20 protein-coding genes and 1 pseudogene are annotated in these 23,668 nt (G+C 55.5%); 7 read left to right on the top strand and 14 right to left on the bottom strand.

Translation table 11 applies throughout. The annotated features are described in order from the left end of the window. The first annotated feature begins 146 nt into the window (after window positions 1-146). Complete coding sequence (locus EAW52_RS13490) at window positions 147-1,175, top strand: quinone-dependent dihydroorotate dehydrogenase (protein ID WP_122042822.1); 1,029 nt, start codon at window positions 147-149, stop codon at window positions 1,173-1,175. 94 nt (window positions 1,176-1,269) lie between these two features. Here the strand turns inward: EAW52_RS13490 and rmf are convergent, their stop codons facing one another. Beyond that, window positions 1,270-1,485 carry a ribosome modulation factor gene (rmf, locus tag EAW52_RS13485; RefSeq protein ID WP_010797981.1) on the bottom strand — a complete coding sequence of 72 codons (216 nt, stop codon included), beginning with the start codon at window positions 1,483-1,485 and terminating at the stop codon, window positions 1,270-1,272. A gap of 312 nt (window positions 1,486-1,797) precedes the next feature. On the opposite strand from rmf, the gene rlmKL reads away from it, so the two are divergent. Continuing rightward, a complete protein-coding gene (gene rlmKL, locus EAW52_RS13480; RefSeq protein WP_122042820.1) occupies window positions 1,798-3,990 on the top strand; it encodes a bifunctional 23S rRNA (guanine(2069)-N(7))-methyltransferase RlmK/23S rRNA (guanine(2445)-N(2))-methyltransferase RlmL in 2,193 nt (730 codons plus the stop codon). Between the two features lie 211 nt (window positions 3,991-4,201). Further along, window positions 4,202-5,242, top strand: coding sequence for an acyltransferase (locus EAW52_RS13475; protein WP_010797983.1), 1,041 nt, complete (start codon window positions 4,202-4,204; stop codon window positions 5,240-5,242). On the opposite strand, the gene EAW52_RS13470 is transcribed toward EAW52_RS13475, so the two are convergent. From EAW52_RS13470 to EAW52_RS13430, 9 genes are all read right to left on the bottom strand, one after another. Further along, window positions 5,243-6,304: an oxidoreductase gene (locus tag EAW52_RS13470; protein ID WP_122042818.1), complete on the bottom strand. Its 1,062-nt coding sequence runs from the start codon at window positions 6,302-6,304 to the stop codon at window positions 5,243-5,245. A gap of 110 nt (window positions 6,305-6,414) precedes the next feature. Continuing rightward, complete coding sequence (locus EAW52_RS13465) at window positions 6,415-6,840, bottom strand: HPF/RaiA family ribosome-associated protein (RefSeq protein WP_010797985.1); 426 nt, start codon at window positions 6,838-6,840, stop codon at window positions 6,415-6,417. 74 nt (window positions 6,841-6,914) lie between these two features. Further along, window positions 6,915-8,420 (bottom strand): xylulokinase, encoded by a 1,506-nt coding sequence (gene xylB / locus EAW52_RS13460; protein WP_122042817.1) that lies wholly within the window; start codon window positions 8,418-8,420, stop codon window positions 6,915-6,917. Window positions 8,421-8,483: 63 nt separating this feature from the next. After that, complete coding sequence (locus EAW52_RS13455) at window positions 8,484-9,965, bottom strand: mannitol dehydrogenase family protein (RefSeq protein ID WP_122042815.1); 1,482 nt, start codon at window positions 9,963-9,965, stop codon at window positions 8,484-8,486. A gap of 48 nt (window positions 9,966-10,013) precedes the next feature. Further along, on the bottom strand, window positions 10,014-11,111 hold the full coding sequence (locus EAW52_RS13450; RefSeq protein WP_122042813.1) for an ABC transporter ATP-binding protein: 1,098 nt from the start codon (window positions 11,109-11,111) through the stop codon (window positions 10,014-10,016). A gap of 17 nt (window positions 11,112-11,128) precedes the next feature. After that, a complete protein-coding gene (locus EAW52_RS13445) occupies window positions 11,129-11,962 on the bottom strand; it encodes a carbohydrate ABC transporter permease (RefSeq protein WP_122042811.1) in 834 nt (277 codons plus the stop codon). A 10-nt stretch (window positions 11,963-11,972) separates the two neighbouring features. After that, complete coding sequence (locus tag EAW52_RS13440) at window positions 11,973-12,908, bottom strand: carbohydrate ABC transporter permease (RefSeq protein ID WP_019365100.1); 936 nt, start codon at window positions 12,906-12,908, stop codon at window positions 11,973-11,975. A gap of 116 nt (window positions 12,909-13,024) precedes the next feature. After that, window positions 13,025-14,332, bottom strand: coding sequence for a sugar ABC transporter substrate-binding protein (locus EAW52_RS13435; RefSeq protein WP_122042810.1), 1,308 nt, complete (start codon window positions 14,330-14,332; stop codon window positions 13,025-13,027). A gap of 290 nt (window positions 14,333-14,622) precedes the next feature. After that, the gene (locus tag EAW52_RS13430) at window positions 14,623-15,525 is read right to left on the bottom strand and encodes an AraC family transcriptional regulator (RefSeq protein WP_037030876.1); all 903 of its coding nucleotides are present in this window, start codon (window positions 15,523-15,525) and stop codon (window positions 14,623-14,625) included. A 211-nt stretch (window positions 15,526-15,736) separates the two neighbouring features. On the opposite strand from EAW52_RS13430, the gene EAW52_RS13425 reads away from it, so the two are divergent. Then, window positions 15,737-17,026 (top strand): mechanosensitive ion channel family protein, encoded by a 1,290-nt coding sequence (locus EAW52_RS13425; protein ID WP_122042808.1) that lies wholly within the window; start codon window positions 15,737-15,739, stop codon window positions 17,024-17,026. Between the two features lie 54 nt (window positions 17,027-17,080). After that, a pseudogene (locus EAW52_RS26655) lies at window positions 17,081-17,170 on the top strand (antibiotic acetyltransferase); the annotation flags it as partial. 64 nt (window positions 17,171-17,234) lie between these two features. On the opposite strand, the gene EAW52_RS13415 reads toward EAW52_RS26655, so the two are convergent. Then, window positions 17,235-17,414, bottom strand: a complete 180-nt coding sequence (locus tag EAW52_RS13415; protein WP_122042806.1) for a hypothetical protein — start codon at window positions 17,412-17,414, stop codon at window positions 17,235-17,237. Window positions 17,415-17,516: 102 nt separating this feature from the next. Continuing rightward, window positions 17,517-18,635 (bottom strand): GNAT family N-acetyltransferase/peptidase C39 family protein, encoded by a 1,119-nt coding sequence (locus tag EAW52_RS13410; RefSeq protein ID WP_122042803.1) that lies wholly within the window; start codon window positions 18,633-18,635, stop codon window positions 17,517-17,519. 197 nt (window positions 18,636-18,832) lie between these two features. Here EAW52_RS13410 and EAW52_RS13405 point away from each other — a divergent pair, with 197 nt between their 5' ends. Then, a complete protein-coding gene (locus tag EAW52_RS13405) occupies window positions 18,833-20,326 on the top strand; it encodes a RimK family protein (protein ID WP_122042801.1) in 1,494 nt (497 codons plus the stop codon). A gap of 156 nt (window positions 20,327-20,482) precedes the next feature. Here EAW52_RS13405 and EAW52_RS13400 read toward each other — a convergent pair whose 3' ends face one another. Together EAW52_RS13400 and EAW52_RS13395 are read right to left on the bottom strand one after the other, a co-directional pair. Further along, entirely contained in the window at window positions 20,483-21,289 is an 807-nt protein-coding gene (locus EAW52_RS13400; RefSeq protein WP_122042799.1) for a hypothetical protein, read from the bottom strand. Window positions 21,290-21,346: 57 nt separating this feature from the next. After that, complete coding sequence (locus EAW52_RS13395) at window positions 21,347-22,312, bottom strand: alpha/beta hydrolase (RefSeq protein ID WP_177411934.1); 966 nt, start codon at window positions 22,310-22,312, stop codon at window positions 21,347-21,349. Between the two features lie 175 nt (window positions 22,313-22,487). On the opposite strand from EAW52_RS13395, the gene aroC reads away from it, so the two are divergent. Next, window positions 22,488-23,579 carry a chorismate synthase gene (gene aroC, locus EAW52_RS13390; RefSeq protein WP_122042795.1) on the top strand — a complete coding sequence of 364 codons (1,092 nt, stop codon included), beginning with the start codon at window positions 22,488-22,490 and terminating at the stop codon, window positions 23,577-23,579. The last annotated feature ends 89 nt before the right edge of the window (window positions 23,580-23,668 follow it).

Genomic DNA, 23,668 nt, shown 5'->3' with positions numbered 1-23,668 from the left:
ATTTTATAACTTGTTCAGTTCGTTACTGATAACTGCTTTGCAATTACAAAAGAGCTGTGCGGTTTATTCCCGCTGCTGGCATGGCGAGACTCGTGACTTGTTGAACTGTATAATGGCGAGTCCTTCCATTCGAACAGCCCTTGCCCATGTACTCCACGGTTCGTAACCTACTGTTCAAGCTTTCTCCGGAAACGTCCCACGATCTGACCCTTGATCTGATTGGTGCTGGTGGCAGGCTGGGTCTCAATGGCCTGTTTCATCGCCAGCCTTCGTTCCCCGTCACGGTCATGGGGCTGGAGTTCGCCAACCCTGTAGGCCTGGCGGCTGGACTGGATAAAAACGGTGCTGCCATCGACGGTTTTTCACAGTTGGGGTTCGGTTTTGTCGAAGTGGGTACGGTAACGCCAAGGCCACAGCCGGGTAACCCTCGGCCACGACTGTTCCGTATTCCCCAGGCTGAGGCCATCATCAATCGCATGGGGTTCAACAACCTGGGCGTTGACCATCTGATTCAGCGGGTTCGGGCCTCCCGGTACAAAGGCATTCTTGGAATCAATATCGGCAAGAATTTCGATACGCCTGTCGAGCGTGCCGCTGACGATTATCTGCTATGCCTAGACAAGGTCTATGAGCATGCCAGCTACGTGACCGTCAACGTCAGCTCACCCAATACACCCGGACTGCGCAGCCTGCAATTTGGTGACTCGCTCAAAGCGCTTTTGGAAGCGCTTCGGCTTCGTCAGGAGGATCTGGCGGTGCGTTACGGCAAGCGAGTGCCGATTGCCATCAAGATCGCGCCGGACATGACGGATGAAGAGACTGTACTGGTAGCCCATGCCATTCATCAGGCAGGCATGGATGCGATCATCGCGACGAACACGACTCTGAGTCGGGACGGCGTGGAGAATCTTCCCTATGCTGCCGAGGCGGGCGGTCTTTCCGGTGCGCCGGTGCGTGATAAGAGTACGCATACGGTACGTGTGCTGGCGTCGGAGCTAAAGGGCAAACTGCCCATTATTGCGGCAGGCGGCATTACCGAGGGTATCCACGCAGAGCAGAAGATAGCGGCGGGTGCAAGCCTGGTTCAAATCTATACCGGCTTCATTTACAAGGGACCGGCACTCATTCGCGAGTCAGTAGATGCTATCGCTTCGACAATCAAAAGGGCTCCTTAAGGAGCCCTGTGCCTCGTTGGAGGCGTATCTGGTGTTCACCAGTGCGATCTGTTTGAGGGCGTTAAGTCACCCGTCCAAAACGAATTAGGTTGTATCAGCCTGCTACGTTGAGTTGATTTAAGCGATGAATACCTGCTGTGCCGATGAAGCCATCCCAGTGGTCGCCGCGGCCTTCGCGCCAGCCGTTCATCCAGGCCTGGCGGATTTTTTGATGGTTAAAGGGGCAAAGATCGCGGGATTTTCCGCTAACGCCGTGCTGATAACCACGTTGAAAAGCTCGTTCCATCGGATCACGCTTAAGTCTTCTCATAGGGTGTTGCCCTCGTTTGTTGACTGTTTTTCCAATGGCCCTTGGGCCTCGTGGAAGCGTTGCCGGCGTGACGCTTCTCATCCCGCTCATTGCGAATCGGGATTGGTTAAGTTCTAACCAATGGTTACAGCTATGTGAATGATCGTTTTGGCATAACCATAGTGTTTTTATCAAATCTAACCATAACGACCGGCTAAGAAAGACCTTTACCAAGCCGGTCCTAACAGTCAAAGCCTTATGTAATAGGGCTTTTTATGGTTTTCAGTTTTCTGGCCGGTCAGTAAACCTGCCATCAATGAGTAATGACGATTCATGACCAATCAATACGAATTGTTTCTGACGTGCCCTAAAGGGCTGGACGGGCTGCTACTGGACGAGGCACAAGCGCTTGGTCTGGAGCAGGCACGCGCTCAGGTCTCTGCCATACGTGGACAGGGCACGCTGGAAACAGCCTATCGGCTTTGCCTCTGGTCACGTTTGGCAAACCGGGTGCTGTTGGTACTGTCGCGCTTTACAGTAACCAATGCCGATACCCTTTACGATGGGGTGGCGGCTATTGATTGGAGCGAACACCTTGAGCCCAACGGGACATTGGCCGTTGAGTTTTCCGGAAAGGGTTCGGGGATTGATAACACACATTTCGGCGCGCTCAAGGTCAAGGACGCTATTGTCGATGGGCTGCGCAGGGTATCGGGGCAGCGTCCGTCGATTGACAAGGTGCGGCCGGACGTTCGCATTCACGTTCATTTGGATCGAGGTGAAGCGACGGTCTCGCTGGATTTGTCCGGACACAGCCTGCACCAGCGAGGTTACCGTCTGCAGCAGGGTGCTGCACCGCTCAAGGAAAACCTGGCGGCAGCCATTCTGATTCGTGCGGGCTGGCCGCAACTGGCTGCGCAGGGCGGCGCGCTGGCTGACCCGATGTGCGGGGTAGGGACGTTCCTTGTAGAGGCGGGGCTGATGGCTGCGGACATCGCGCCCAATCTGAAGCGGGAACATTGGGGGTTCTCGAACTGGTTGGGGCATATTCCGGCGGTGTGGAATCGCTTGATTGACGAGGCCGAGGATCGAGCTGTCGCCGGGCTTGCGCGTCCACCGCTATGGATTCGCGGGTATGAAGCCGACCCTCGGCTTATTCAACCCGCCCGTAATAATATCGAACGGGCAGGGCTGGGCGACTGGATCAAGGTCTATCAGGGAGAGGTGGCGAATTTTGAACCGCGACCAGATAAGAGCCAGACTGGTCTGGTCATCTGCAACCCACCCTATGGCGAGCGCCTGGGGGATGAGGCAAGTCTGCTGTATCTCTATCAGAACCTGGGTGAGCGTCTGCGCATGAGTTGCCTGAACTGGCGTGCCGGTGTGTTTACGGGAGCACCGGAACTGGGCAAGCGCATGGGTATCCGCAGCCACAAGCAATATGCATTCTGGAACGGTGCACTGCCTTGCAAGCTGCTCATGTTCGAGATCGAACCACGGCAATTTGTGACTGGTGAACGTTCTTCCACATCGTCAAAATCCCGTGATGAGGCGCAGGTAGCAGCGGAACCTGCCAAGCTGAGCGAAGGCGGGCAGATGTTTGCCAATCGCCTGCAAAAGAACCTGAAGCAACTTTCCAAATGGGCGCGTAAGGAAGAGATCGAGTGTTATCGCGTGTATGACGCGGACATGCCCGAGTACGCTGTTGCCGTCGATCTGTACCGTGACTGGGTTCATGTGCAGGAATACGCACCGCCGAAGACTATCGACCCGGAAAAGGCGCAGTCGCGGTTGTTGGACGCATTGGCAGCCATTCCGCACGCGCTGAATATTGATCCTGCTCGTGTGGTCGTGAAGCGTCGCGAACGCCAGACCGGTAAGAAACAGTACGAGCGTCAGGCTGCGCAGGGTCGCTTTATGGAGGTGATCGAAGGGGGTGTGAAGCTTCTGGTCAACCTGACCGACTATCTGGACACCGGCCTGTTCCTGGATCATCGACCCTTGCGCTTGCGTATCCAGCAGGAGTCCGCTGGCAAGCGTTTCCTGAACCTGTTCTGTTACACCGCGACGGCGACTGTACATGCAGCGGTTGGCGGTGCCCGCAGCACCACCAGCGTAGACATGTCACGGACCTATCTGGACTGGGGACGTCGCAATCTGGCGCTCAATGGCTTCTCTGACAAGCATCGTCTGGAACAAGCCAATGTCATGGAGTGGCTCGATGAGAACCGGGGAGAGTACGATCTGATCTTTATCGATCCGCCAACCTTCTCCAACTCCAAGCGTATGGAGGGCGTGTTCGATGTCCAGCGTGATCACGTTTCACTGATCGATATGGCCATGGCTCGGCTTGCCCGGGGAGGCCTCCTTTATTTTTCGAACAACTTCCGAAAGTTCGAGCTGGATGCTTCGCTCGCAGCACGCTACCAGGTAGAAGAGATTACGCACGAGACACTTGATCCGGATTTTGCACGGAACAGCAAGATTCACAGAGCGTGGCGGATTTCGGCTAAGCCAATAGCTTAATGATGCGCTTGCTTGTGACTTCTGTCATGAAGCGGGCCAAAACTTGAAACCCTGAGGGTCGATGAAAGTCGACCCTGGGCGGATATAGCCTCTAAGGTTTGTCTGAACAGGTCAGCGTTGCCTAATCAGTACCGAAAATGTGCTGTCAGAGCGGCTGATGCTGCAGCAGTCCTATCCGCATCAATGGGCTTCAAGGAGGCAAACGCTTTCAATGTTGGTTTCGCTTCAAGCGCTAAGGGCTCTGGCAGCCTGGCTCGTGGTGTTTCATCACTTCATGCAGGTCTTCTTTGATTTCCGGTCCGACACCCTGGTCGGCCATCTGCTCTCAACGCGAGGGCAAGTGGGAGTCGATATCTTTTTTGTGCTCAGTGGGTTCGTGATCTATATCTCGACAGCAGGTCGAGCCATGCCCACGTTCCGGTTCATGGTGAATAGGATCGCGCGAATAGTGCCCGCCTATTGGCTTTATACCGGTATTACCGCTGCCATCATTTATTTTGCGGCGGATGTGATGCCTGTTTATGGAGTGGCAAGCAAGGAGCTATTGCTATCGCTGTTTTTCATTCCGAGCCAGAATCCCGGAGGATTCGGTTTGTATCCCACGCTGCCGGTAGGATGGACGTTAAATTATGAAATGCTGTTCTATCTGTTGTTTGCACTGTCATTCAAAGTGCCGGAACGCTGGCGACTCTGGGTTGTATCGCTTCTGGTAGTTGGGGTCAGCGTTGCGTCAGCAGAGCAGCCTTTTATCAGCCATTTCTACCATAATCCCATCATGTATGAGTTCTTGTTGGGCATGGGTATCGGTGTGCTGTACCGAAAGGGGTTCATACCGCAAAGTCTGAAGGTAGCGCCACTGGTTGCAGGATTTTCGATAGCCACGATTCTGCATTTTGATGCCGGTAATGACTGGCGTTTGCTGACTTGGGGTGTTTCCAGCGCCTTGCTTGTAGCCAGCTGCATCGCAATGGAGCCACTGTTTGCGGGTAATCGGGTTCTCAAGGCGTTGGGTGATTGGTCTTACTCGGTCTATCTCATCCACGTTATTGTCCTATGGCTGGGCGACTACTGGCTACATCATCAGGTGGGGTTGAATCCCTATGAAACCCTGCTGCTGTGCTTGCCGATCATTCTCGTGTTGTCATGGCTCAGTTTTGAATTCATCGAGCGTCGAATGACCCGCAAGGTTAAGACGGCATTGGAAGCGGTCCCGGCGCGTATTGCCGAGACCCTGGAGGCGCGGGCTCGCTGATCAGCGCCAAGCGTTGCGCTCGGCTTCGCTAAAGTCGGGCACAACGCTGATCCCTTCTTTTGCAGAACGCTGGACAGCTTCGATGACAGCCATGAGTGAGCACGCCTGGGCTGGCGTAACCGGGTTTTCTGCCTCACCCCGTAACGCACTGATCACGCCTTGGTAATAACGACGATGATCCCCTGTGGGCACCGCTACAAGCTCTTGAGTGCCATCGGCATGGAACAGCTGTGCGGCATCCTCATCCAGGCCCCAATGTTCTCCGCCCGGCAAAATACCCTGACGTAATGCGTCCTCTTGACGATCAGCGCCACGCTTCAGCCAGCTGGCCTGTGTACCCTGGATCATGAAGCGGGGCGACCCTCCAGCGCTCAACATTCCGGCCTGCAGGATCGCCTGAGTACGTCCATAGTCGAGTACAACGTGAAACCAGTCATCCACCAGTGCGCCTTGCCGCTGCTTTACAAGCTGGGCAGTTACACGGTGCGGTACACCAAACAGGCAGAGTGCCTGATCCGCCAAATGCGGCCCCAGGTCGTACCACAGGCCGCTGCCCGGTCCATCACTTTCACGCCAACGTTGCCTAACCTCGGGCCGGAAGCGCTCGATACGCGATTCATACACGGCGATTTCACCCAGACGATTGCTGTTTATCAGCTTCTGAGCGCCCAGGAAGTCACTGTCCCAGCGGCGATTCTGAAAAACGGACAGAAATCTATTTTCTGCCTGAGCAATGTCTGCAAGCTGGCGCGCTTCACGAAGCGTCAGTGTAAAAGGCTTGTCCACCACGACATGCTTACCCGCTCGCAAGGCCGCTTCAGCCAGTGTTGCATGGGTATCGTTGGGCGTGGCCAGGACCACCAGATCGACCTCAGGATGCGTTACTGCAGCGTGATAATCACTGATGACATTGATATGAGGGCGTTGGGAGCGAATCTTATCGAGCTGGCGAGAGGCAATATGGGTCAGAAGAAGGTCATCGACGCTTTCGATGAGAGGGGCATGAAAGATTTCCCCTACAAAGCCATAACCGATGAGAGCAACTCGAACCTGCGTATCCATGATGAACTAATACACTGACTGAAATGAAGTCGCAGTATAGCCAGGCTGGACACTATCGATAAGAAAGCCGCGAGAGGAAACAATTCTCTCGCGGCAAGGTGGGAGATACGTTATTCCTTACCTAGCGCTGCTTGCTTGGCCAAGAAGTCGTCTTGCAGAAGCGAGTCGGTAAATTCCTGTGAATCTTCCAGATTAATCGGGTCGTCGATGTGGCCGGTAGACGTAACCTTTGCATCAAGTTTTCCGGTGAGGTGTTCAAGGGCGTGTCGCATTTTTTCTGCAGCGCCATCTACGGCAAGGTCTAGCGCTTCGGCTTTATGAGTCACTGAGATCGAGCGGTACCCCTTGGGGCGGGCTTCGATCTGACAACGCTTATCTTCCGCTCCGGATTTTTGAGCATTCTCATCGCTCAAGTGAATTTCAACGCGGGTCAAGAGATCTTCGAAACGCTCCAGGCGATCGACAACAGCAGAACCTACCCATTCTTGCAGCTCGGCACTGCCTTCGATCTGATTGGTGTTCACTTGGACTTGCATACCACATCCTCATGTTTTTTGACGTGCCTATTTAATAGGACGGGCTCGGCAGTAGGAGGTTCATCTTTTAAAGACTAATGGATGCCAAGTACTTCGCCATGCAAGGCATGGAGCTGGTGCCGATAACGCTGGTAGACAGTTTCATAGGCACGCGCACGGTCGGGATCAGGAGAGACGTGCGATGCTTCGTCCAGCTGCACGCAGCGTTTGCTCAGCGATTCAAGGGTGTCTGCCGAGTCATGCTGAGAAGACCAGCACCATGCTGCCTGTATGGCACCGCCAAGGGCCGCCGCTTCGGTGTGAAGGGTGCTGATGACCGGCGTATCCATGATATCTGCCACCAGCTGCCGCCAGACAGGGCTTTTGGCTCCTCCGCCAATCAGGCGAATGGTCTGGCTGTGCATGCCGGTGTCGCGCAGCAAGTCCAGCCCATAGCGCAGGCCAAAGGTTACGCCTTCGATCATCGCACGGCACAGGTTGGCACGGGTAAGGTTGGAGGCGGTCAGGCCCAGCAGGCTCGCCGTAGCAGTAGGCAGGGATGGGACGCGCTCGCCGTTCAGGAAAGGTAGAACCGTAATGCCCTCAGCTCCAATGGGTGCCTGTTCGACAAGGCGGTTGAAGGTGTGCAGGTCGATGTCTAAAAGCTCGCGCAGCGCGCCGCTTGCGTTTGTCAGGTTCATGGTGCAGATCAGCGGCAGCCAGCCGCCAGTCGAAGAGCAAAACGTTGCGACAGATGCATGCGGGCTAACGCGGGGGCTAGCAGAGTAGGCGTATACCGTTCCGGAAGTGCCTAGGCTCATGGTAATAAGGCCTTCCTGACTGTTTCCGGTGCCGATTGCTCCCATCATGTTATCCCCACCGCCACTGGACACGATGACGTGCTCATTCAGACCCAGCCGCTTGGCAACCGGTGGAAGCAGCGTGCCGACAGGCTGATGGGCCTCGATGAGTTCGGGCAGAGCCTTCATCAAGCGTCCAGTCGGATCAAGATGCAGAAGCAGGTTGTTATCCCACTGTCGGGACCGCACATTGAAGTAGCCTGTCCCTGACGCATCGCCAAACTCGGTACAGCAACGGCCGGTGAGCCAGTAATTCAAGTAGTCATGGGGAAGCAGAATATGAGCGATGCGGGCGAAAAGGTCGGGAAAGTGTTTTTGTGTCCATCGAAGCTTGGATACGGTATAGCCCGGCGCAATGGCTATACCAAGACGTTCCAGCGAACCGGCAGGTCCGCCCAGGTAATCGAGCAGCTCCTCGTTCTCTAGTGTTGACTCGGTGTCGCACCACAGCTTGGCAGGGCGGAGCACTTGGCCTTCACTGTCAAGTAATACCAGCCCATGTTGTTGACCTGATATTCCGATACCCCGGAGAGCGTTTCCTGGCAGGCCAGCATGAGCGAGTGCTTGCTGTGTAGCCGTTTCAAATGCCTGGACCCACTGTTCAGGCAACTGCTCACGACGACCGTTGGGCCCGCTGATCATGTCGTGGGCCGCGGAGCCTTCCCCCAGGATCTGGCCCGTAGCTGAGTCGAGAATGACGGCCTTGGTGCCTTGTGTACCGCAATCAATACCAAGAAACATGTGTAGTCTCGCTGTTATTCGCACTGAAAGGCTCCAGACGCGTTTGTCTCTAGAGCCTATGGATCACCTGTCTGACTTCAGAAGATTTTCCAGGGTTTTCTCTACGCCTAAGGTTTTCAGGCTAGCGAGGTTACGTTCGAAGGAGGCAATAAAAGCGGCGGACTTTGGAATAGAGGTTCCAAAGATTTCTTCAACCCCCAGCAGCTGCTCGGTTAGGCGCTGATCGTTTCTGACCAGGGACTGGCAGAAGTCGGCGCGGGGATCAGGAATACGATAGGTTTCGCCGCGCTCGTCTACGCCTTTGAGATAAAGCGCCCAGGCGGCCACGACGAGGGAGGCGCGATCCAGATTCTGTTTGTTGGCAATCAGGCGATTAATGGTGGGAATGGTGAACTTGGGAAACTTGGACGATCCATCCGAGCAGACGCGCTCCAGCTGATCGGCAATCGCCTGGTTGGAAAAGCGCTCGATCAGCTTGTCCTTGTAGGCTTCCAGATCAATACCGGGAACAGGGGCGAGCTGCGGGGTAACATCCTTGTTCATGTAATCACGAATGTACTGAACGAATAGCGGGTCATTCATGGTCTCGTGAACAAAACGATATCCCTTGAGAAAACCCAGGTAGGTAAGGGCAAGATGGCTGCCATTGAGCAGCTTGATTTTCATCTCCTCATACGGCGTAACGTCGTCAGTGAACTGAACACCTACCTTTTCCCAAGCCGGTCGGCCATTGACGAATTTGTCTTCCAGTACCCATTGCATGAAGGGCTCACACGCAACCGGCCAGGCATCTTCGATGCCGTAGCTGTCCTTTAGCTTTTGCTTGTGCGCGGTGCTGGTCATAGGGGTGATACGGTCGACCATCGCGTTAGGAAAGGAGACGTTTTTGGCGATCCAGTCCGCCAGCTCCTTGTCTACCAGTTTGGTAAAGGACAGCAGCATTCGCCGGGTGACGTCGCCATTATGAGGAATGTTGTCGCAGGACATGATGGTGAAAGGGGGTATGCCTTCGCAACGGCGTTTGCACAAGGCCGCCAGCAGAAATCCGAAAACCGTTTTAGGATCTTCCGGGTGGGCGATGTCATGCTGGACCAGCGGAAGTTCATCGTTGAACTCGCCGGTGCTATCGTCCATGCAGTAGCCGCCCTCGGTGATGGTTAGCGAAACGATGCGAATATGGTGATGGGCCAGTTTATTGATCAGTGCCTGGGCACTGTCTTCTGCCAGCAGCATCTCGCTGATGGCTCCTACGACACGGACCTCAAGGTCTGGCGTGTCGCCCAACTCGAAAAGCGTATAGAGGTAATCCTGCTCGGCCAGGGTGTCGCGCATGGCGCGGTCTTCACTGCGCAATCCCACCCCACAGATGGACCAGTCCAGCGCCTCGCCCTGATTGAGGAGTGCTTCGGTATAGATGGCCTGATGGGCTCGATGAAAGCCACCAACGCCGATGTGAGCAATGCCATGCCGGGTCTGACATGGCACGTAGCTCGGCGTGCGGACCGGGTCTGTCAGCTGTGCAAGATTCTGGCGATTGAGTTTCATGCAAGTGTCTCCAGGCATGGCCCTGTTGAGCCACGCGAATTCAGTTGATCAGGCGGCTTGTTGAAGGGCACGGCTTACGGCCTGCCCATGCTCATCGAAGAGATGACAGTGGCTCACATCAACGGCCAGCTTGAGCCGCTCGCCATAGGCACCCGAAAAGTCTCCCGGTACGCGTACGGTGAGGGGTTCGTCAGACGGCGTGGTCATATGGCAGTACGTATCGCTGCCCAGGCGCTCGGTTACGTCCGTGACCACGGGCAGCTGACCTTGAGGGTCTATGACGAGATGCTCAGGGCGAATGCCCAGGGTGACTTCGTGGCCGCCTGCCAATGCTCTGCCGTCACGTGGCAGACGTAGTCGAGGTCCGCTGGCCAGCTCGATTTCCGTTACCTGAGCGCTGGTATGGATGACCTTGGCTTTCAGGAAGCCCATCTTGGGTGTGCCCAGAAAACCTGCGACGAAGAGATTGGCAGGGTGATGGTAGAGGTCCAGCGGCGAGCCGACCTGTTCGATACGGCCGCCGTTGAGCACTACCACTTTGGTTGCCAGTGTCATGGCTTCGACCTGATCGTGGGTGACATAGATCATGGTCGCCTTGAGTTCCTGGTGCAGCCTGGCCAGTTCCAGGCGCATCTGGACACGCAAGGCAGCGTCCAGGTTGGACAGGGGCTCGTCGAAGAGAAAAACCTTCGGATTGCGTACGATGGCGCGGCCAATAGCGACACGCTGGCGTTGGCCGCCGGAGAGCTGACGGGGCTTGCGTTCAAGCAAATGACCCAATTCGAGAATACGTGCCGCCTCGTCAACTTTCTTCTCTATTTCGCTTTTGGCAATTCCCGCCAGATCCAGCGCGAACGACATGTTCTTGCGCACCGTCATATGGGGGTAAAGCGCATAGGTCTGGAATACCATGGCCAGATCCCGTTTGGCGGGGCTGACTTCGGTAATGTCACGGCCGTCCAGCTCGATGGTGCCGCTGGTGACATCTTCAAGGCCGGCAATCAGGCGCAGCAGCGTGGACTTGCCGCAACCGGAAGGACCGACAAACACCACGAATTCACGGTCGTTGATATCCAGGTCGACACCCTTGATGATCTCGATGGAGTCAAAGCCTTTACGCAGGTTACGAATCTTTAACGTAGCCATGGAAAATCCTCTTGTTCTTATTTGACGGCGCCGAAGGACAGGCCGCGTACGAGTTGCTTCTGACTGATCCAGCCGAAAATCAGGATAGGTGCGCAGGCCAGTGTCGAGACGGCAGACAGCTTGGCCCAGAACAAGCCTTCCGGACTTGAATAGGACGCGATCAGGGCAGTCAGTGGCGCGGCGTTGGACGAGGTGAGGTTGAGTGACCAGAACGCTTCGTTCCAGCACAGGATCAGCGACAGCAGGACCGTCGACGCCAAGCCCCCTTTGCTGATGGGCAGAAGAACCCTGACGATTTCCTGAAAGGTGGTGGCGCCATCCAGGCGAGCGGCTTCCAGGATGTCCTTGGGAATATCCTTAAAGTAGGTGTAGACCATCCAGACCATGATGGGCAGGTTGATCAGCGTATAGATGATGATCAGCGAAAGCTTGGTATCGAGCAGGCCCAGGCTCTTGGTCATCAGGTAGATCGGCATGAGAACGCCTACGGCCGGTAACATCTTGGTCGAAAGCATCCAGAGCAATGTCTGCTTGGTCAGGCGCGTCTCATGGAAGGCCATGGAGTACGCCGCTGGAACCGCCAGCAGTAAGCCCAGCACTGTAGAGCCAAAGGAGATGGCGACGGAGTTCCAAGCAAAATGAAAGTAATCGCTGCGCTCCTGAATGTGCAGGTAATTCTCCAGCGTGGGCATAAAGATGAACTGCGGAGGGGTTGCAAAGGCATCGATTTCAGTCTTGAAGCTGGTCAGGATCATCCAGAAGATTGGAAAGAACAGCACCAGCGCAATGATCCAAGCCAGCGTGCCGAGAATGGCACTGTGCAGGCGACGAGATTGCTTGAGCGTCATCATGGTCGCATCCTCACTGTTGGGTCAGGTTCTTGCCAAGCATCCGAACCAGGATGATGGCGGCAATGTTGGCGATCACGACGGCAATCAATCCGCCTGCCGAGGCCATGCCTACATCGAATTGCAGAAGCGCCTGGTTATAGATCAGATACGCAAGGTTGGTAGACGCGAAGCCAGGGCCGCCACTGGTGGTGGTAAAGATTTCAGCGAAGACCGAAAGCAGAAAGATCGTTTCGATCATCACCACGACGGCAATGGGACGCGCCAGATGGGGCAGGGTGAGGTGCCAAAAAATGGCAAGCGGGCCGGCACCGTCCAGCCGTGCTGCTTCTTTCTGCTCCTGATCAAGCGACTGCATGGCGGTCATCAGGATCAGTATGGCGAAGGGCAGCCATTGCCAAGACACGATCAAGATGATTGACAGCAATGGGTAATTTGCCAGCCAGTCGATTGGCTGTGCGCCAAAAAACTTCCAGACGGCGGCGAGAATGCCTGAAACCGGATGGAAGATGAGGTTCTTCCAGATCAGTGCGCTGACGGTAGGCATGATGAAGAAGGGGGAAATCAGCAAGACCCGTACAATCCCACGCCCCCAGAACTCGGTGGCTTCCAGAAGCGCTGAAATCAGTACGCCCAGTACCACACTGATCAACAAGACACTGCCCACTAGTAGCAGGGTGTTGGTCATGCCCGGCATGAAGCCGGTGTCGGTGATAAAGTATTCGAAATTCTCCAGACCGACGAAGTCATTCTCACCGGGGTAGAGCAGGTTATAGCGAATTAGCGAGAAGTAGATGGTCATGCCCAGCGGCACGATCATCCAGAGCAGAAGTAGCAGGACCGACGGGCTGACCAGAAACCAGCCGGGGCTGGTCCGGCGCTTGCGGGCGGTGTGCTCACGAGCTCGTGCCTGGGTAGAGACGGGGCTTTTCAACGTGGTTGTACTCATGACAGTCGCTCCGAACCGTTGCAGCGAGAGGTCTACAGGGCGGCCATCCAGGGGGCTGTCAGGCCAGGCTTGTCCTGAAGCGGCGCAGCCATTACGGCTACGCCGAACCGGTTAAGCTATTTGGGATAACCCGCGCGTTTCATTTCGCGAGAGGTCGACTGCTGGGCAGCCTGCAACGCCTGCTGCACGGGCATCTGTCCGGTCAGTGCCGCCGAGAACAACTTGCCCACCGAGGTGCCGATAGCCTGGAACTCAGGAATGGTTACGTACTGAATACCCACATAAGGAACAGGCTTGGCAGCGGGATGCGCCGGGTCGGCCTTTTCCAGCATGGACAGGGATACCTTGGCGAAGGGTGCGGCCTGCATATAGGCCTCGCTGTATGTAGACTTGCGCGTACCTGGCGGGACGTTGGCAATACCTTCCTTGTCAGCTACCAAGGTGGCGTATTGCTTGGACGTCGCCCATGTCACAAAGGACTGTGCAGCTTCCTTGTTTTTGGAGCTGGAAGGAATCGCCAGGGACCAAGCATAAAGCCAAGACGAACCTTTATCGGTTACCTGCGTTGGGGAGGCGGCAAAGCCCACCTGGTCAGCCACCTTGCTTTGCGATTTGTCGGTCGTAAAAGACCCGGCCACGCTGGCATCCACCCATAGGGCACACTTGCCGCTGTTGAACAGCGCCAGGTTTTCGTTGAAGCCGTTGCTGGACGCACCGGGAGGGCCGTACTTCTTCATCGTATCGACATAAAAGTTGGCAGCCTTAGTCCATTCCGGGCCAGTGAATTCCGGCTGCCACTTTTCATCGAACCAACGTGCACCGAACGCATTGGCCATGGTGCCGATCAGCGCCATGTTTTCACCCCAGCCAGCTTTGCCACGCAGGCAAATGCCATACTGATCCTTGTCGGGATGGTGAAGTTTGGCGGCAAATTCACCGAGCTGTTCCCAGGTTGGCTGCTCGGGCATGGTCAGCCCGGCGTCCTTGAAGAGGTCCTTACGGTAGTAGGTAATTGAGCTTTCCGCATAGAACGGCAAGGCATACAGCGTGCCCTTGACGGACAAACCTTCTCGTACCGAAGGAAACAGATCGTTCACATCATAGTCGGCTGGCAGGTCTTTCATGGGTTCCAGCCAGCCTTTGGCGCCCCAGAGACCGGTTTCGTACATGCCAATGGTCAGCACATCGAATTGACCACCCTGCGTGGCAATGTCAGTCGTCAGGCGTTGGCGAAGTACGTTTTCTTCAAGGACTACCCAATTAAGTTTGATATCCGGATGCTGCTCTTCAAAGGTTTTGGAGAGCCGTTGCATCCGAATCATATCGCTGTTGTTAACGGTGGCGATGGTGACCGTGGCGGCCTGAGCATAGGTGACGGCACAAATTCCGGCTGTAGCGAAAAGCGCTTTCAATAGCATGTTCATGTCGCACTCCCTTCTGCGCCGTAGCGACAGAAGCTCTTATTGTTGTTTTAACCCCCAGACTACGAAACAGGAGGAGCGTGTTCGAGTGATTACACCCCTTAAGTTAAGCGGTAGACAAATGCGAAAACACACTTAGACTGATACTTTTTTGCACTTATTAGCGAGTGATCTTTACGTGTGAAATGGCAACAGAACGCTCTGCAGTAGGGCTTGGCGCGTTTTTGGCGTTGAGCCTGCGTGACAGAAATTGCAAGGTATTGGCAGGCAATGAGCAGTCGCCCGGACCTGGTTTATACGTTCTGCTCGGTCAAGCGTTTTACCGTGAGGCGCCGATAATGCGTAGGCGTCATGCCTTTCATTTGTTGGAAGCGGCGATTGAAATTGGAAATGTTATTGAAGCCTGACTCGAAACAGACGTCTGTCACGGCCTTTTCGCTTTGCGATAACAGCTCGCAGGATTTGCTGATACGCAGGCTGTTCACGAATTCAATAAAGCACCGCCCGGTAGCCTTGCGAAAGAAGCGGGAAAAATAGGTAGGCGTCATGCCCAGGTGCTCTGCTGCCTCTTCAAGCGTGAGCTCACTGGTGTAGCGTTCGAAGATAAAGTTAAGCGCCTTGTTGGTACGGTCCAGCGTATGTTCGTCGTCTTCCGAACGAATCGGCGCGCCGCTCAGCAAGTGATAATCCTCACAGGTCGCCAGCAGTTCCATCAATACGAAAAAGTGACCCAGACGGCTGGCACCCCGCGTCTCGGCAATACGCTGCAGAAGATCTGCCGATTCGTTGATGGTGCGCGAACAGTGGAACTGAATGCCGAAACGGGCGCGCTCAAGCAGCGGGTTCAGTGCATTGAGTTCAGGAAAGACTGTCGCCGCGTTTTCAAGCGTCTCATCGGTAAAGTTAACCAGCATGTCGCGCTTGTCGACGACCTCACCTTCCGCTACTTGGCTGATCCAGTTATGGGGCAGGTTAGGACCGGTCAAGAACAAGCTGTAAGGATAGAAGCTGCCGATATAGTCGCCAATGAAGGCTGTGCCCGAGCTGGCTATGATCAGATGCAGCTCGTATTCCTTGTGAAAATGCCAGCGAACCAGAGGGCAGGGGAAACCGTGCTCGCGGTAGATCACCGAATGGCCGCTAAGATCGTCCATCAGTTCATACGACGGATCGCGTTTGCGCAAAGGTCGAGTCATGGCCGGGTCCGTGGTGTTGTGGTTATACGGAAAAGGCCACCGCAGCATAGTCTGCTTCCCCTGAAATGTCTTTAGCGGCTCAACGATACGGCCATGCCGGGTCAGGTAACGCCGGTTTGTCGCCGGTCATACAGAAGCCGGTTGCATTTTGCTACCGTAACGCCTCCCCGCCGTCCGGATCAGGATGGTGCGACTCTAAAAAGCAAAGATTATGACTACTTATTTAGATGCCTCGTTAAACTGGCTCAGGAACTATCCCGAGCTCTACACGCTGTTCTGCGTGACCTTGCTGCTGCTGGCTGCCTGGTTATGTAACTGGATTGTGAAGCGTATTCTAGTGAAGGGTGTTTACCGGCTATTAAGCAGTGCTTCGCTGGGTCTTAAAAGCGAGGTCACCAATACCCCGATGATCGCGCGCCTGGCTAATGTCGTGCCAGCCTTGATCCTTTCGACGGGTATACTCGCAGTGCCCGGCCTGCCGGAGGCGTTGGTCACAGTAGTTGGGAACGTGTGTAGCGCGTTCATTATCCTTACTATCGTGTTGGCGATCAGTAATCTGCTCGATATTGTCAATGCGGTTTACCAGCGCCGTCCCGATGCGCGATTCCGGCCGATCAAGGGGTACATCCAAGTCCTCAAGATCGGCATATTCTGCCTGGCATCCATTCTGATCATCGCCACGCTGATTGATCGCTCGCCATTGATTCTCCTGTCCGGACTGGGCGCGATGGCCGCTGTGCTGCTATTGATCTTCCAGGATACGCTCCTGTCACTGGTGGCCAGCGTGCAGATCTCATCCGGGGACATCGTGCGCATCGGTGACTGGATAGAGATGCCCCAGCTCAACGCCAGTGGGGATGTCATCGATATCGCTTTGCACACGGTCAAAGTGCAGAACTTCGACAAGACGATCACCACGATTCCTACCAAGCGATTCATCTCCGACGCGTTCAAGAACTACCGCGGTATGCAGGAATCTGGAGGTCGCCGCATCAAGCGCAGCCTGTTCCTGGATCAGCAGAGCGTGCATTTCATCGATGGTGATGAGTATCGACATCTGCATCGTTTCAGCTTGCTGGCGGACTACCTGGACAACAAGCAGAAGGAGCTGAAGGAGTGGAATGATAAGCTGGCTGAGCGCGGTCAGGAGCCTGTCAACACGCGTCGCATTACCAACCTGGGTACATTTCGGGTATATGTGGAGCGTTACCTGCGTAGTCATCCCGGGCTTCGGCAGGACATGACCCTACTGGTTCGCCAGCTCGATCCTACTTCCAGCGGTTTACCCCTGGAGGTGTACTGCTTTACCAATACGGTGATCTGGGCGCAGTACGAAAATATCCAGAGCGATATTTTCGATCATTTGCTGGCGATCCTGCCGGAATTCGGGCTTCGTATCTATCAACAACCCAGCGGGGCGGACATGCGTGCCTTTCTGACGTCGGATCGACCCATCAACGCGGTAACGTCGCTGGATGACAAGCATCTGACCATACGATAGGCCGGGACGCTTTTTACCCTGACAGTGCAACCTGGGTAATACTAGTTGGCGAAGGAGCGTTTCGTGCAGCATGTGCCCGGCAGCGCACCGCCAGCAGCATACAAAACGGTGGAAATTACCCGAAAAGGGTGTCGAGTGTGCTGACTCATTTGCCAGAACTCGTCTGACAGGCGTCCTAGCTGCTTTTGGGCTATGTCAGAGTGGCCGGTTACTTGAGAACGCAGGACGCACTGATGGAGGGATTCATTTTTATCAGCTGGGTCCGCGCATCCATGCAGGTTTTCTGAGAATTGAACTCCTGCATGGCGACCATGGGCGAGCTGCCCTTATCGGTATGAGGACTGGTTGTATTCAAAAGGGTCACCACAAGAAGAACCCAAGTGCTCATAGGAGCTCCGTTTTAGAAACAGCGTCAATGTTGTTACCAAGCGTCTTTTTCTACCTTAAAATTGAAGCCGGCTTATGGCGCTGAAGCGGTACGCTACTGCCCTTACGCTACCGGTTTTTTCACTGGGGCTGGAGGATACAGGATCACTGCAGCCCGCAGCTTGCTCTTGCCGAAGCGGCTGAGTTTGTCGAACTCGGCATGACTGACCGGAATGTGTTGGCAGTCCAGCTCCCGACGATGTTGGCTATGGTCTACGTCTGGGTCGTGGAAGTAAATGAAGTCTTCGTCGCAACCGGTTACAGCGATCCAGTGAGGGCCTTTGGTCTGGATAAGGCGAAAGCTGCTGATCAACACCAATGGCAGACCACCATCGGCAATGATTTGCGGGATATCCAGCTTTGTTCGAATCAGGCGTTCAATATCAGTCTGTTTGAGTTCCCGGCTGAAGTCCTCATGCACCAGCCGCATCACGTCACGTTTTTCTTCGCTGCGTACGCCTTCCAGGAAAAGAGGGCCGCGGGTGTTAACCTGTAACTTCACACGAAAGCCGCGGCGTCGGGCGGCCAGGGCCAAGCCGTGTGGCCCGCAGCCACCGTGGCCGGCGGTCATGTAAATGGTGGTAGCCTCACGCCAGAGACGTAACTCTTCCCAACGCTCCAGCGGGCGTCCAGGCTCCAGCGCGCCCATGGCCATCAGAAGCGAGGCCGGGCCGCAGGTGAAATCCGTGGTCTGTCTATAGAAGGGTACCTTGCGTAGCCGACCTTCACCGGGCTGCCGGATACGTTTCTCGAAGCGCAGCGCCTGACTGTGATCTTCGTAGTAGTCATCGACGGTTGCAAAAGGGAGATAGCCATTGCGTTCATACAGGGCAATGGCTGCAGTATTGTCCGGGCGCACCTCCAGACGCATGTACGCACAGTCCCGCTCAATGGCACAGGCCTCCGCCGCCTCGAGTAGGCGCTGCCCAAGCTTGTGCCCTCGAGCTGCCGGGTCGATGGCAATGGAATACAGCCGCGCCAGGGAGGTGTTTTGGTGAAACAGAACCAAGGCGTACCCCAGGGTATTTCCAGTCTCTTCCACCAGCGTGAGAGAGGCATTGGCTCGAGTCAGCATCCATTGGAAATTGCGCCGCGAAAGGCGGTCGTATTCAAAGCACCGTTTCTCCAGCTCAACCAGTGCGTTGAGGTCCTCGTGAACAGCAGGGCGTAGCGTGAAATTCATTTGTGTGAATCCCTAGCCAGGTCAAGCGCCTCAGAGACAGTCGCTCGGTCCTCAGCAGTGCGGTTAAGCCGCGGTTAATGGAGGCTGTGTTACGTAGTTTTCGTCTGTCCATCAATTGGTACAGACCGAACCTGAGTCGTTTGACAGGAAGGTTGGTAATAGGCTCCCAAGGCGATTATCTGCACCGAGGAGGTGTCGTGAGCAAGCTGTATATCATCGTCGAGCGCAAGGAGGATTGGTCATCCTATTATCCGAGCGAAGACGTTATCACTGCCCAGGAATACCTTGAGCAGTCAAATGAGCAAGATAACGGCAAGCGCGTGCAGGTCATCAACCTGTGCCGTAACCAGAAGTACCTGGGGCATGGGTATTACTGCTCATTACTGGCAGAGGCTCGTGGCCACAAGGTAATTCCCTCCGTTCGCACCATCAGTGAACTCTCCCGTAAATCCATCTATAACCTGGCTCTGGAAGATCTCGACAGGTTGTTGAGCAAGGCCTTGAAGGGCCATCCCTACGCCAGTGCTGATGGGTTCACGTTGACCCTGTACTTTGGGCGAACCGATATCGAAGCCTTGCAGGATCTGGCCCGCCAGCTGTTTGAAGCTTTCCCCAGTCCACTGCTGCTCGTGGATTTTCGCCGCAATCGTGAGGGCTGGCATATTGGAGGCGTCAAGCTGGGAGCCATACACAAGCTGCACGAAGCTCAGGAAGACCTTTTTGCCAATGCCCTGGATGGTTTTAGTCGGCAGGTCTGGCTCAAGCCGCGCGTACGGGAAAAATATCGCTTCGAAATGGCTATCTTGCATGACCCGAAAGAAGCGTTTCCGCCTTCTGATGCCAAGGCTCTGAAAAGCTTTATCCGGATTGGCAAACGTCTGGGAATTGATGTCGAGTTGATCGAGAAAAAGGATTACTCACGCCTTTCGGAGTTCGATGCGCTGTTTATCCGTGAGACAACTGCCATTGATCACCACACGTATCGTTTCGCCAAAAAAGCGGAAAGCGAGGGGCTGGTGGTAATGGATGATCCCCGCTCGATCCTGCGATGCACCAATAAAGTCTATCTGGCGGATTTGCTTAAAGCACACAAGCTGGACATGCCCAAGACGGAAATTCTGTACAAGGACAATGCCGCCCAGTTGGCAACGGTAGGGGAGCGGTTGGGCTTTCCGCTGGTGCTAAAGATTCCGGATGGCTCGTTCTCGCGTGGCGTTATGAAGGTCTCCAATCAGGAGGAGTTGAACAAGGCGAGCGCCGAGTTGTTCGAGCGCTCCGTACTGCTCCTGGCCCAGGAGTTCTTTTATACCGACTATGACTGGCGCATAGGGGTGCTCAACCAAGAGCCTATCTTTGCCTGTCAGTACTTCATGTCGAAAGGGCATTGGCAGATCTATGATCACAGCGCCGGTGCGGTCGAGAGCAGTGGCGACTTTCGTACCGTACCCATTCAGGAGGCGCCTCATGAAGTGGTCGAGCTGGCAGTTCGTACTGCCAACCTTATCGGCGACGGCCTGTACGGAGTTGACCTCAAGCAGGCGGGCGAGCGAATGGCGGTCATCGAGGTCAACGACAATCCCAATATCGACTCAGGAATCGAGGATGCCGTCCTGAAGGATGATCTGTATGCGTTGGTTCTGGAGGAGTTCATCCGCCGGTTGGAGTTGCAGCGCAACGGTCAGCGTTGGTGATCGCTGATGTTCTTAAAAACATTTGGACGCTAAAGTGTCCCGCAGAGCGGTTGGAGCCCTAGAGGGAGGGTTCTCAATCCCAAGTAAGCACGTGCCAAAAGAGTGCCGATAAAGCATCGGCTTCAGGCGTAGCTGTAACGCCTGAAGCCTTTTGACTCAATGAAACACCATCCAGATCAGCAGCCCGGCCTCGAAGAGGCAGAACGCCATCAGGCATGCCATGGTGAACTTCAGGCCCGCATCGTCACGACGGTAGGCGGCAATCTGCTCCTGCAGCTTGAACACGCTGAGGTCACGCTCATGCAGGTTCTTGTCCGCCTGTTCCAGCATGCTGCCTACATCCAGCAGGGAAAGCACCTGCACCTTATCCATATTCCATTCGCTTTTCAGCTCGCTGGCCTTGGGCGCGCTACAGATGGCCTTGAGGGTTTGCCCCTCAAGATAGGTAAGGGTAAAACCCTGAGCTTCCAGTGCATGGTCGCGGCGCTTGCGCATCTCCTCGACAAATCCATCACGGGCTGGCAGATCAAGGTTGGCCACCTTGTAGTGGCCCCACTTGGTCTTGGCCCATGCAATGCCCTGAGCCAACAGAAAGCGTCCCACGCCACGATTGGATGGTTCGACTTGCAGCAGTCCGCCTTCAAGTACACCCGGTTCAGCAGTAAAGCGGATTTCCTTGTTCTCGTGATCTGCCCAGATATTCAGGAGGTTCTGATCACGGTGTACACGCTGTCCGGGTAGTTGAATGCTCAACGATAAAACGCTCAGGTCGTCTCCATGCCGTTCGGCCTTGCCAAACTGCACGAAGCGCAGCGGGCGTGGCCCGGTAATACGGTCCGTAGGTAACGGTGCCAGACGCAGCAGGTAAAAGTGTTCCGGTCCGAGCTCGGCCCAGGGATGCGTCTGCTTCTCGGGGGCGGTTTCCTCGGCGGTAATGGGTTCTTCAATATCGGTTTCAGTCATGGCCGCGATCCTTTTCTACCTCCGCATGGGGTAATTCAAATCGCTATATCGGCCAAATTAGCGTGGACTAGAGACTTTTTCCTGAATGAAGACGGTCATTCGTTCCACCAATTCACCCGCTAATGGAAGATTGGGGTTGTTGTAGGTGGAAAGCTGAGCTTCGACATTGGCTGGCGTGATTCTGAGCATATGATTCATACCGGGAATCAGTGCCAGCTCGGCCTCGGGCCTTGCCCGTTTAAGCGCCTCGGCATCCTTGATATCTACCTGAATGTCATGCTCGCCCTGGATGATCAATGCCGGAGCCTTGACCTGAGCGAAGGCCTGGGCGGGATTCTCTCGGAAGAGGGTGATCAGGTAAGGCTGAACGCTGGGGCGGAACAGTACCATCAGGGGCTCCGGTACCTGAAGCTGCATCTGGCCTTTATCCAGCTGATCCATGATCCATTGTGCGCTGGCCAGCAGCGCAGGGGACAGCTTGGTTGCCAATTGCTCGCGCAACACGTCGTCGATGGGGCGGCCACTTCCCGACAAGGTGATCAGGGCATCGGCACCTGCATCGTTGGCAGCGAGGCTGGCCATGAGGGCGCCTTCGCTATGGCCGATCAGGATCAGTTTTGTAAAACGTGGGTCTGAGTGGAGCTTTTTCGACCACGCGACGATATCTGCAACATAGCGTGGGACGCTCAAGTCTTCTTCTCGTGGCGCAGCAGGCGTACTTTGCGCAACGCCACGCTTGTCATAGCGAACGCTGGCAATACCGTTCTCAGCCAGGGCCTCGGCCAGGCGTTTCAAGGCAAAGTTACGCGCCATGGGGTTATTGCCGTCACGGTCTGTAGGCCCGGAACCTGCAATGATAAGAGCTACCGGCTGTGGCTTGTGACTTTCCGGCATGACCAGGCTGCCATACAGCGTTCCGTTGGCCGTCTCAAGGTTGATAGGGTGATACAGGATCGGCCCCCTGGCCGCGAATGCGGGTAGCGTCAGAAGGCAACACAGCAGAACAAGCAGACGGGACATCACAGCACTCATGACCATGAACAAAGGGCACCGGACGGTTCCGGTAACCCGTAATTGGACGCAGCGTAACGATTAGGGTTCTAAAGATGAACTCGGGAAAGCCAGAAGGTATACTCGTTCGCTTTCTGTGCCGGCGCTGGATAGGCTCCGGTCCATCGATTCTGCGGAGCTTTGCGACATGTCCGGCAATACCTTTGGCACATTGTTCACTGTTACCACGGCTGGCGAGAGCCATGGGCCCGGGCTGGTCGCGATTGTAGACGGATGCCCACCGGGGCTGCCGTTGGCGTTGGCTGACCTTCAACATGATCTGGACCGTCGCAAGCCGGGCACCAGTCGGCATACTACCCAGCGCCAGGAGCCGGATGAGGTCGAGATCTTGTCTGGCGTGTTCGAAGGCGTCACCACGGGTACGCCTATCGCCTTACTGATTCGCAACACCGACCAGAAGTCAAAGGACTACTCTGCCATCAAGGACCTGTTCCGCCCAGCTCACGCGGACTATACCTATCACCATAAGTACGGGGTGCGTGACTACCGTGGCGGTGGCCGCAGCTCTGCTCGTGAAACATCCATGCGGGTTGCGGCTGGCGCCATTGCCAAGAAGTTTCTGGCGACCAAGGGCATCCGTGTCCGGGGCTACATGAGCCAGCTCGGTCCTATCGAAATTCCGTTCAAGACTTGGGATAGCGTGGAGAAGAATGCGTTCTTCTGTCCTGATCCAGACAAGGTGCCGGAGCTGGAAGCTTACATGGATCAGCTGCGTCGCGATCAGGACTCGGTAGGTGCCCGGGTCACGGTCGTGGCCGACGGCGTTCCGCCGGGCCTGGGTGAGCCGATTTTCGATCGCCTGGATGCCGAGCTGGCTTATGCACTCATGAGCGTCAACGCCGTGAAAGGCGTTGAGATTGGTGCCGGATTTGCCAGTGTAGCGCAGCGGGGCACCGAGCACCGCGATGAGCTGACCCCCGAAGGCTTTCTCAGCAACAACGCCGGCGGTGTACTGGGAGGCATTTCCTCCGGGCAGCCGATCGTAGCGCATCTGGCGCTCAAGCCTACCTCAAGCATTACCACGTCTGGCCGCTCCATTGATGTAAATGGCCAGCCCGTTGATGTGATAACCAAGGGCCGCCACGATCCTTGCGTTGGTATTCGGGCCACCCCAATTGCCGAGGCGATGATGGCGCTCGTCCTGATGGATCACTACCTGCGACATCGTGCCCAGAATGCGGATGTACACGTAGGAACGCCTGTCCTGGGTCAGCTCTGATTGCGGGCTTATCGGCCTATAGACAGGTTCAACTGCAGCCTGCCCGTGGAGGGCAGCTGCATGAATAGGTACGCCGCTAATCAGCTATA

Source organism: Pseudomonas sp. LTJR-52 (assembly GCF_003691465.1).
Taxonomy (GTDB): Bacteria; Pseudomonadota; Gammaproteobacteria; order Pseudomonadales; family Pseudomonadaceae; genus Chryseomonas; species Chryseomonas luteola.
The sequence above is the reverse complement of the archived record's forward strand: the minus strand, read 5'-3'. Positions and strand labels throughout refer to the sequence as shown.

Excerpts from the sequence above, each read along its gene's own strand:
- EAW52_RS13490 (WP_122042822.1), top strand. The coding sequence starts at position 147 with ATGTACTCCACGGTTCGTAACCTACTGTTCAAGCTTTCTCCGGAAACG.
- rmf (WP_010797981.1), bottom strand. The coding sequence starts at position 1,485 with ATGAGAAGACTTAAGCGTGATCCGATGGAACGAGCTTTTCAACGTGGT.
- rlmKL (WP_122042820.1), top strand. The coding sequence starts at position 1,798 with ATGACCAATCAATACGAATTGTTTCTGACGTGCCCTAAAGGGCTGGAC.
- EAW52_RS13475 (WP_010797983.1), top strand. The coding sequence starts at position 4,202 with ATGTTGGTTTCGCTTCAAGCGCTAAGGGCTCTGGCAGCCTGGCTCGTG.
- EAW52_RS13470 (WP_122042818.1), bottom strand. The coding sequence starts at position 6,304 with ATGGATACGCAGGTTCGAGTTGCTCTCATCGGTTATGGCTTTGTAGGG.
- EAW52_RS13465 (WP_010797985.1), bottom strand. The coding sequence starts at position 6,840 with ATGCAAGTCCAAGTGAACACCAATCAGATCGAAGGCAGTGCCGAGCTG.
- xylB (WP_122042817.1), bottom strand. The coding sequence starts at position 8,420 with ATGTTTCTTGGTATTGATTGCGGTACACAAGGCACCAAGGCCGTCATT.
- EAW52_RS13455 (WP_122042815.1), bottom strand. The coding sequence starts at position 9,965 with ATGAAACTCAATCGCCAGAATCTTGCACAGCTGACAGACCCGGTCCGC.
- EAW52_RS13450 (WP_122042813.1), bottom strand. The coding sequence starts at position 11,111 with ATGGCTACGTTAAAGATTCGTAACCTGCGTAAAGGCTTTGACTCCATC.
- EAW52_RS13445 (WP_122042811.1), bottom strand. The coding sequence starts at position 11,962 with ATGATGACGCTCAAGCAATCTCGTCGCCTGCACAGTGCCATTCTCGGC.
- EAW52_RS13440 (WP_019365100.1), bottom strand. The coding sequence starts at position 12,908 with ATGAGTACAACCACGTTGAAAAGCCCCGTCTCTACCCAGGCACGAGCT.
- EAW52_RS13435 (WP_122042810.1), bottom strand. The coding sequence starts at position 14,332 with ATGAACATGCTATTGAAAGCGCTTTTCGCTACAGCCGGAATTTGTGCC.
- EAW52_RS13430 (WP_037030876.1), bottom strand. The coding sequence starts at position 15,525 with ATGACTCGACCTTTGCGCAAACGCGATCCGTCGTATGAACTGATGGAC.
- EAW52_RS13425 (WP_122042808.1), top strand. The coding sequence starts at position 15,737 with ATGACTACTTATTTAGATGCCTCGTTAAACTGGCTCAGGAACTATCCC.
- EAW52_RS13415 (WP_122042806.1), bottom strand. The coding sequence starts at position 17,414 with ATGAGCACTTGGGTTCTTCTTGTGGTGACCCTTTTGAATACAACCAGT.
- EAW52_RS13410 (WP_122042803.1), bottom strand. The coding sequence starts at position 18,635 with ATGAATTTCACGCTACGCCCTGCTGTTCACGAGGACCTCAACGCACTG.
- EAW52_RS13400 (WP_122042799.1), bottom strand. The coding sequence starts at position 21,289 with ATGACTGAAACCGATATTGAAGAACCCATTACCGCCGAGGAAACCGCC.
- aroC (WP_122042795.1), top strand. The coding sequence starts at position 22,488 with ATGTCCGGCAATACCTTTGGCACATTGTTCACTGTTACCACGGCTGGC.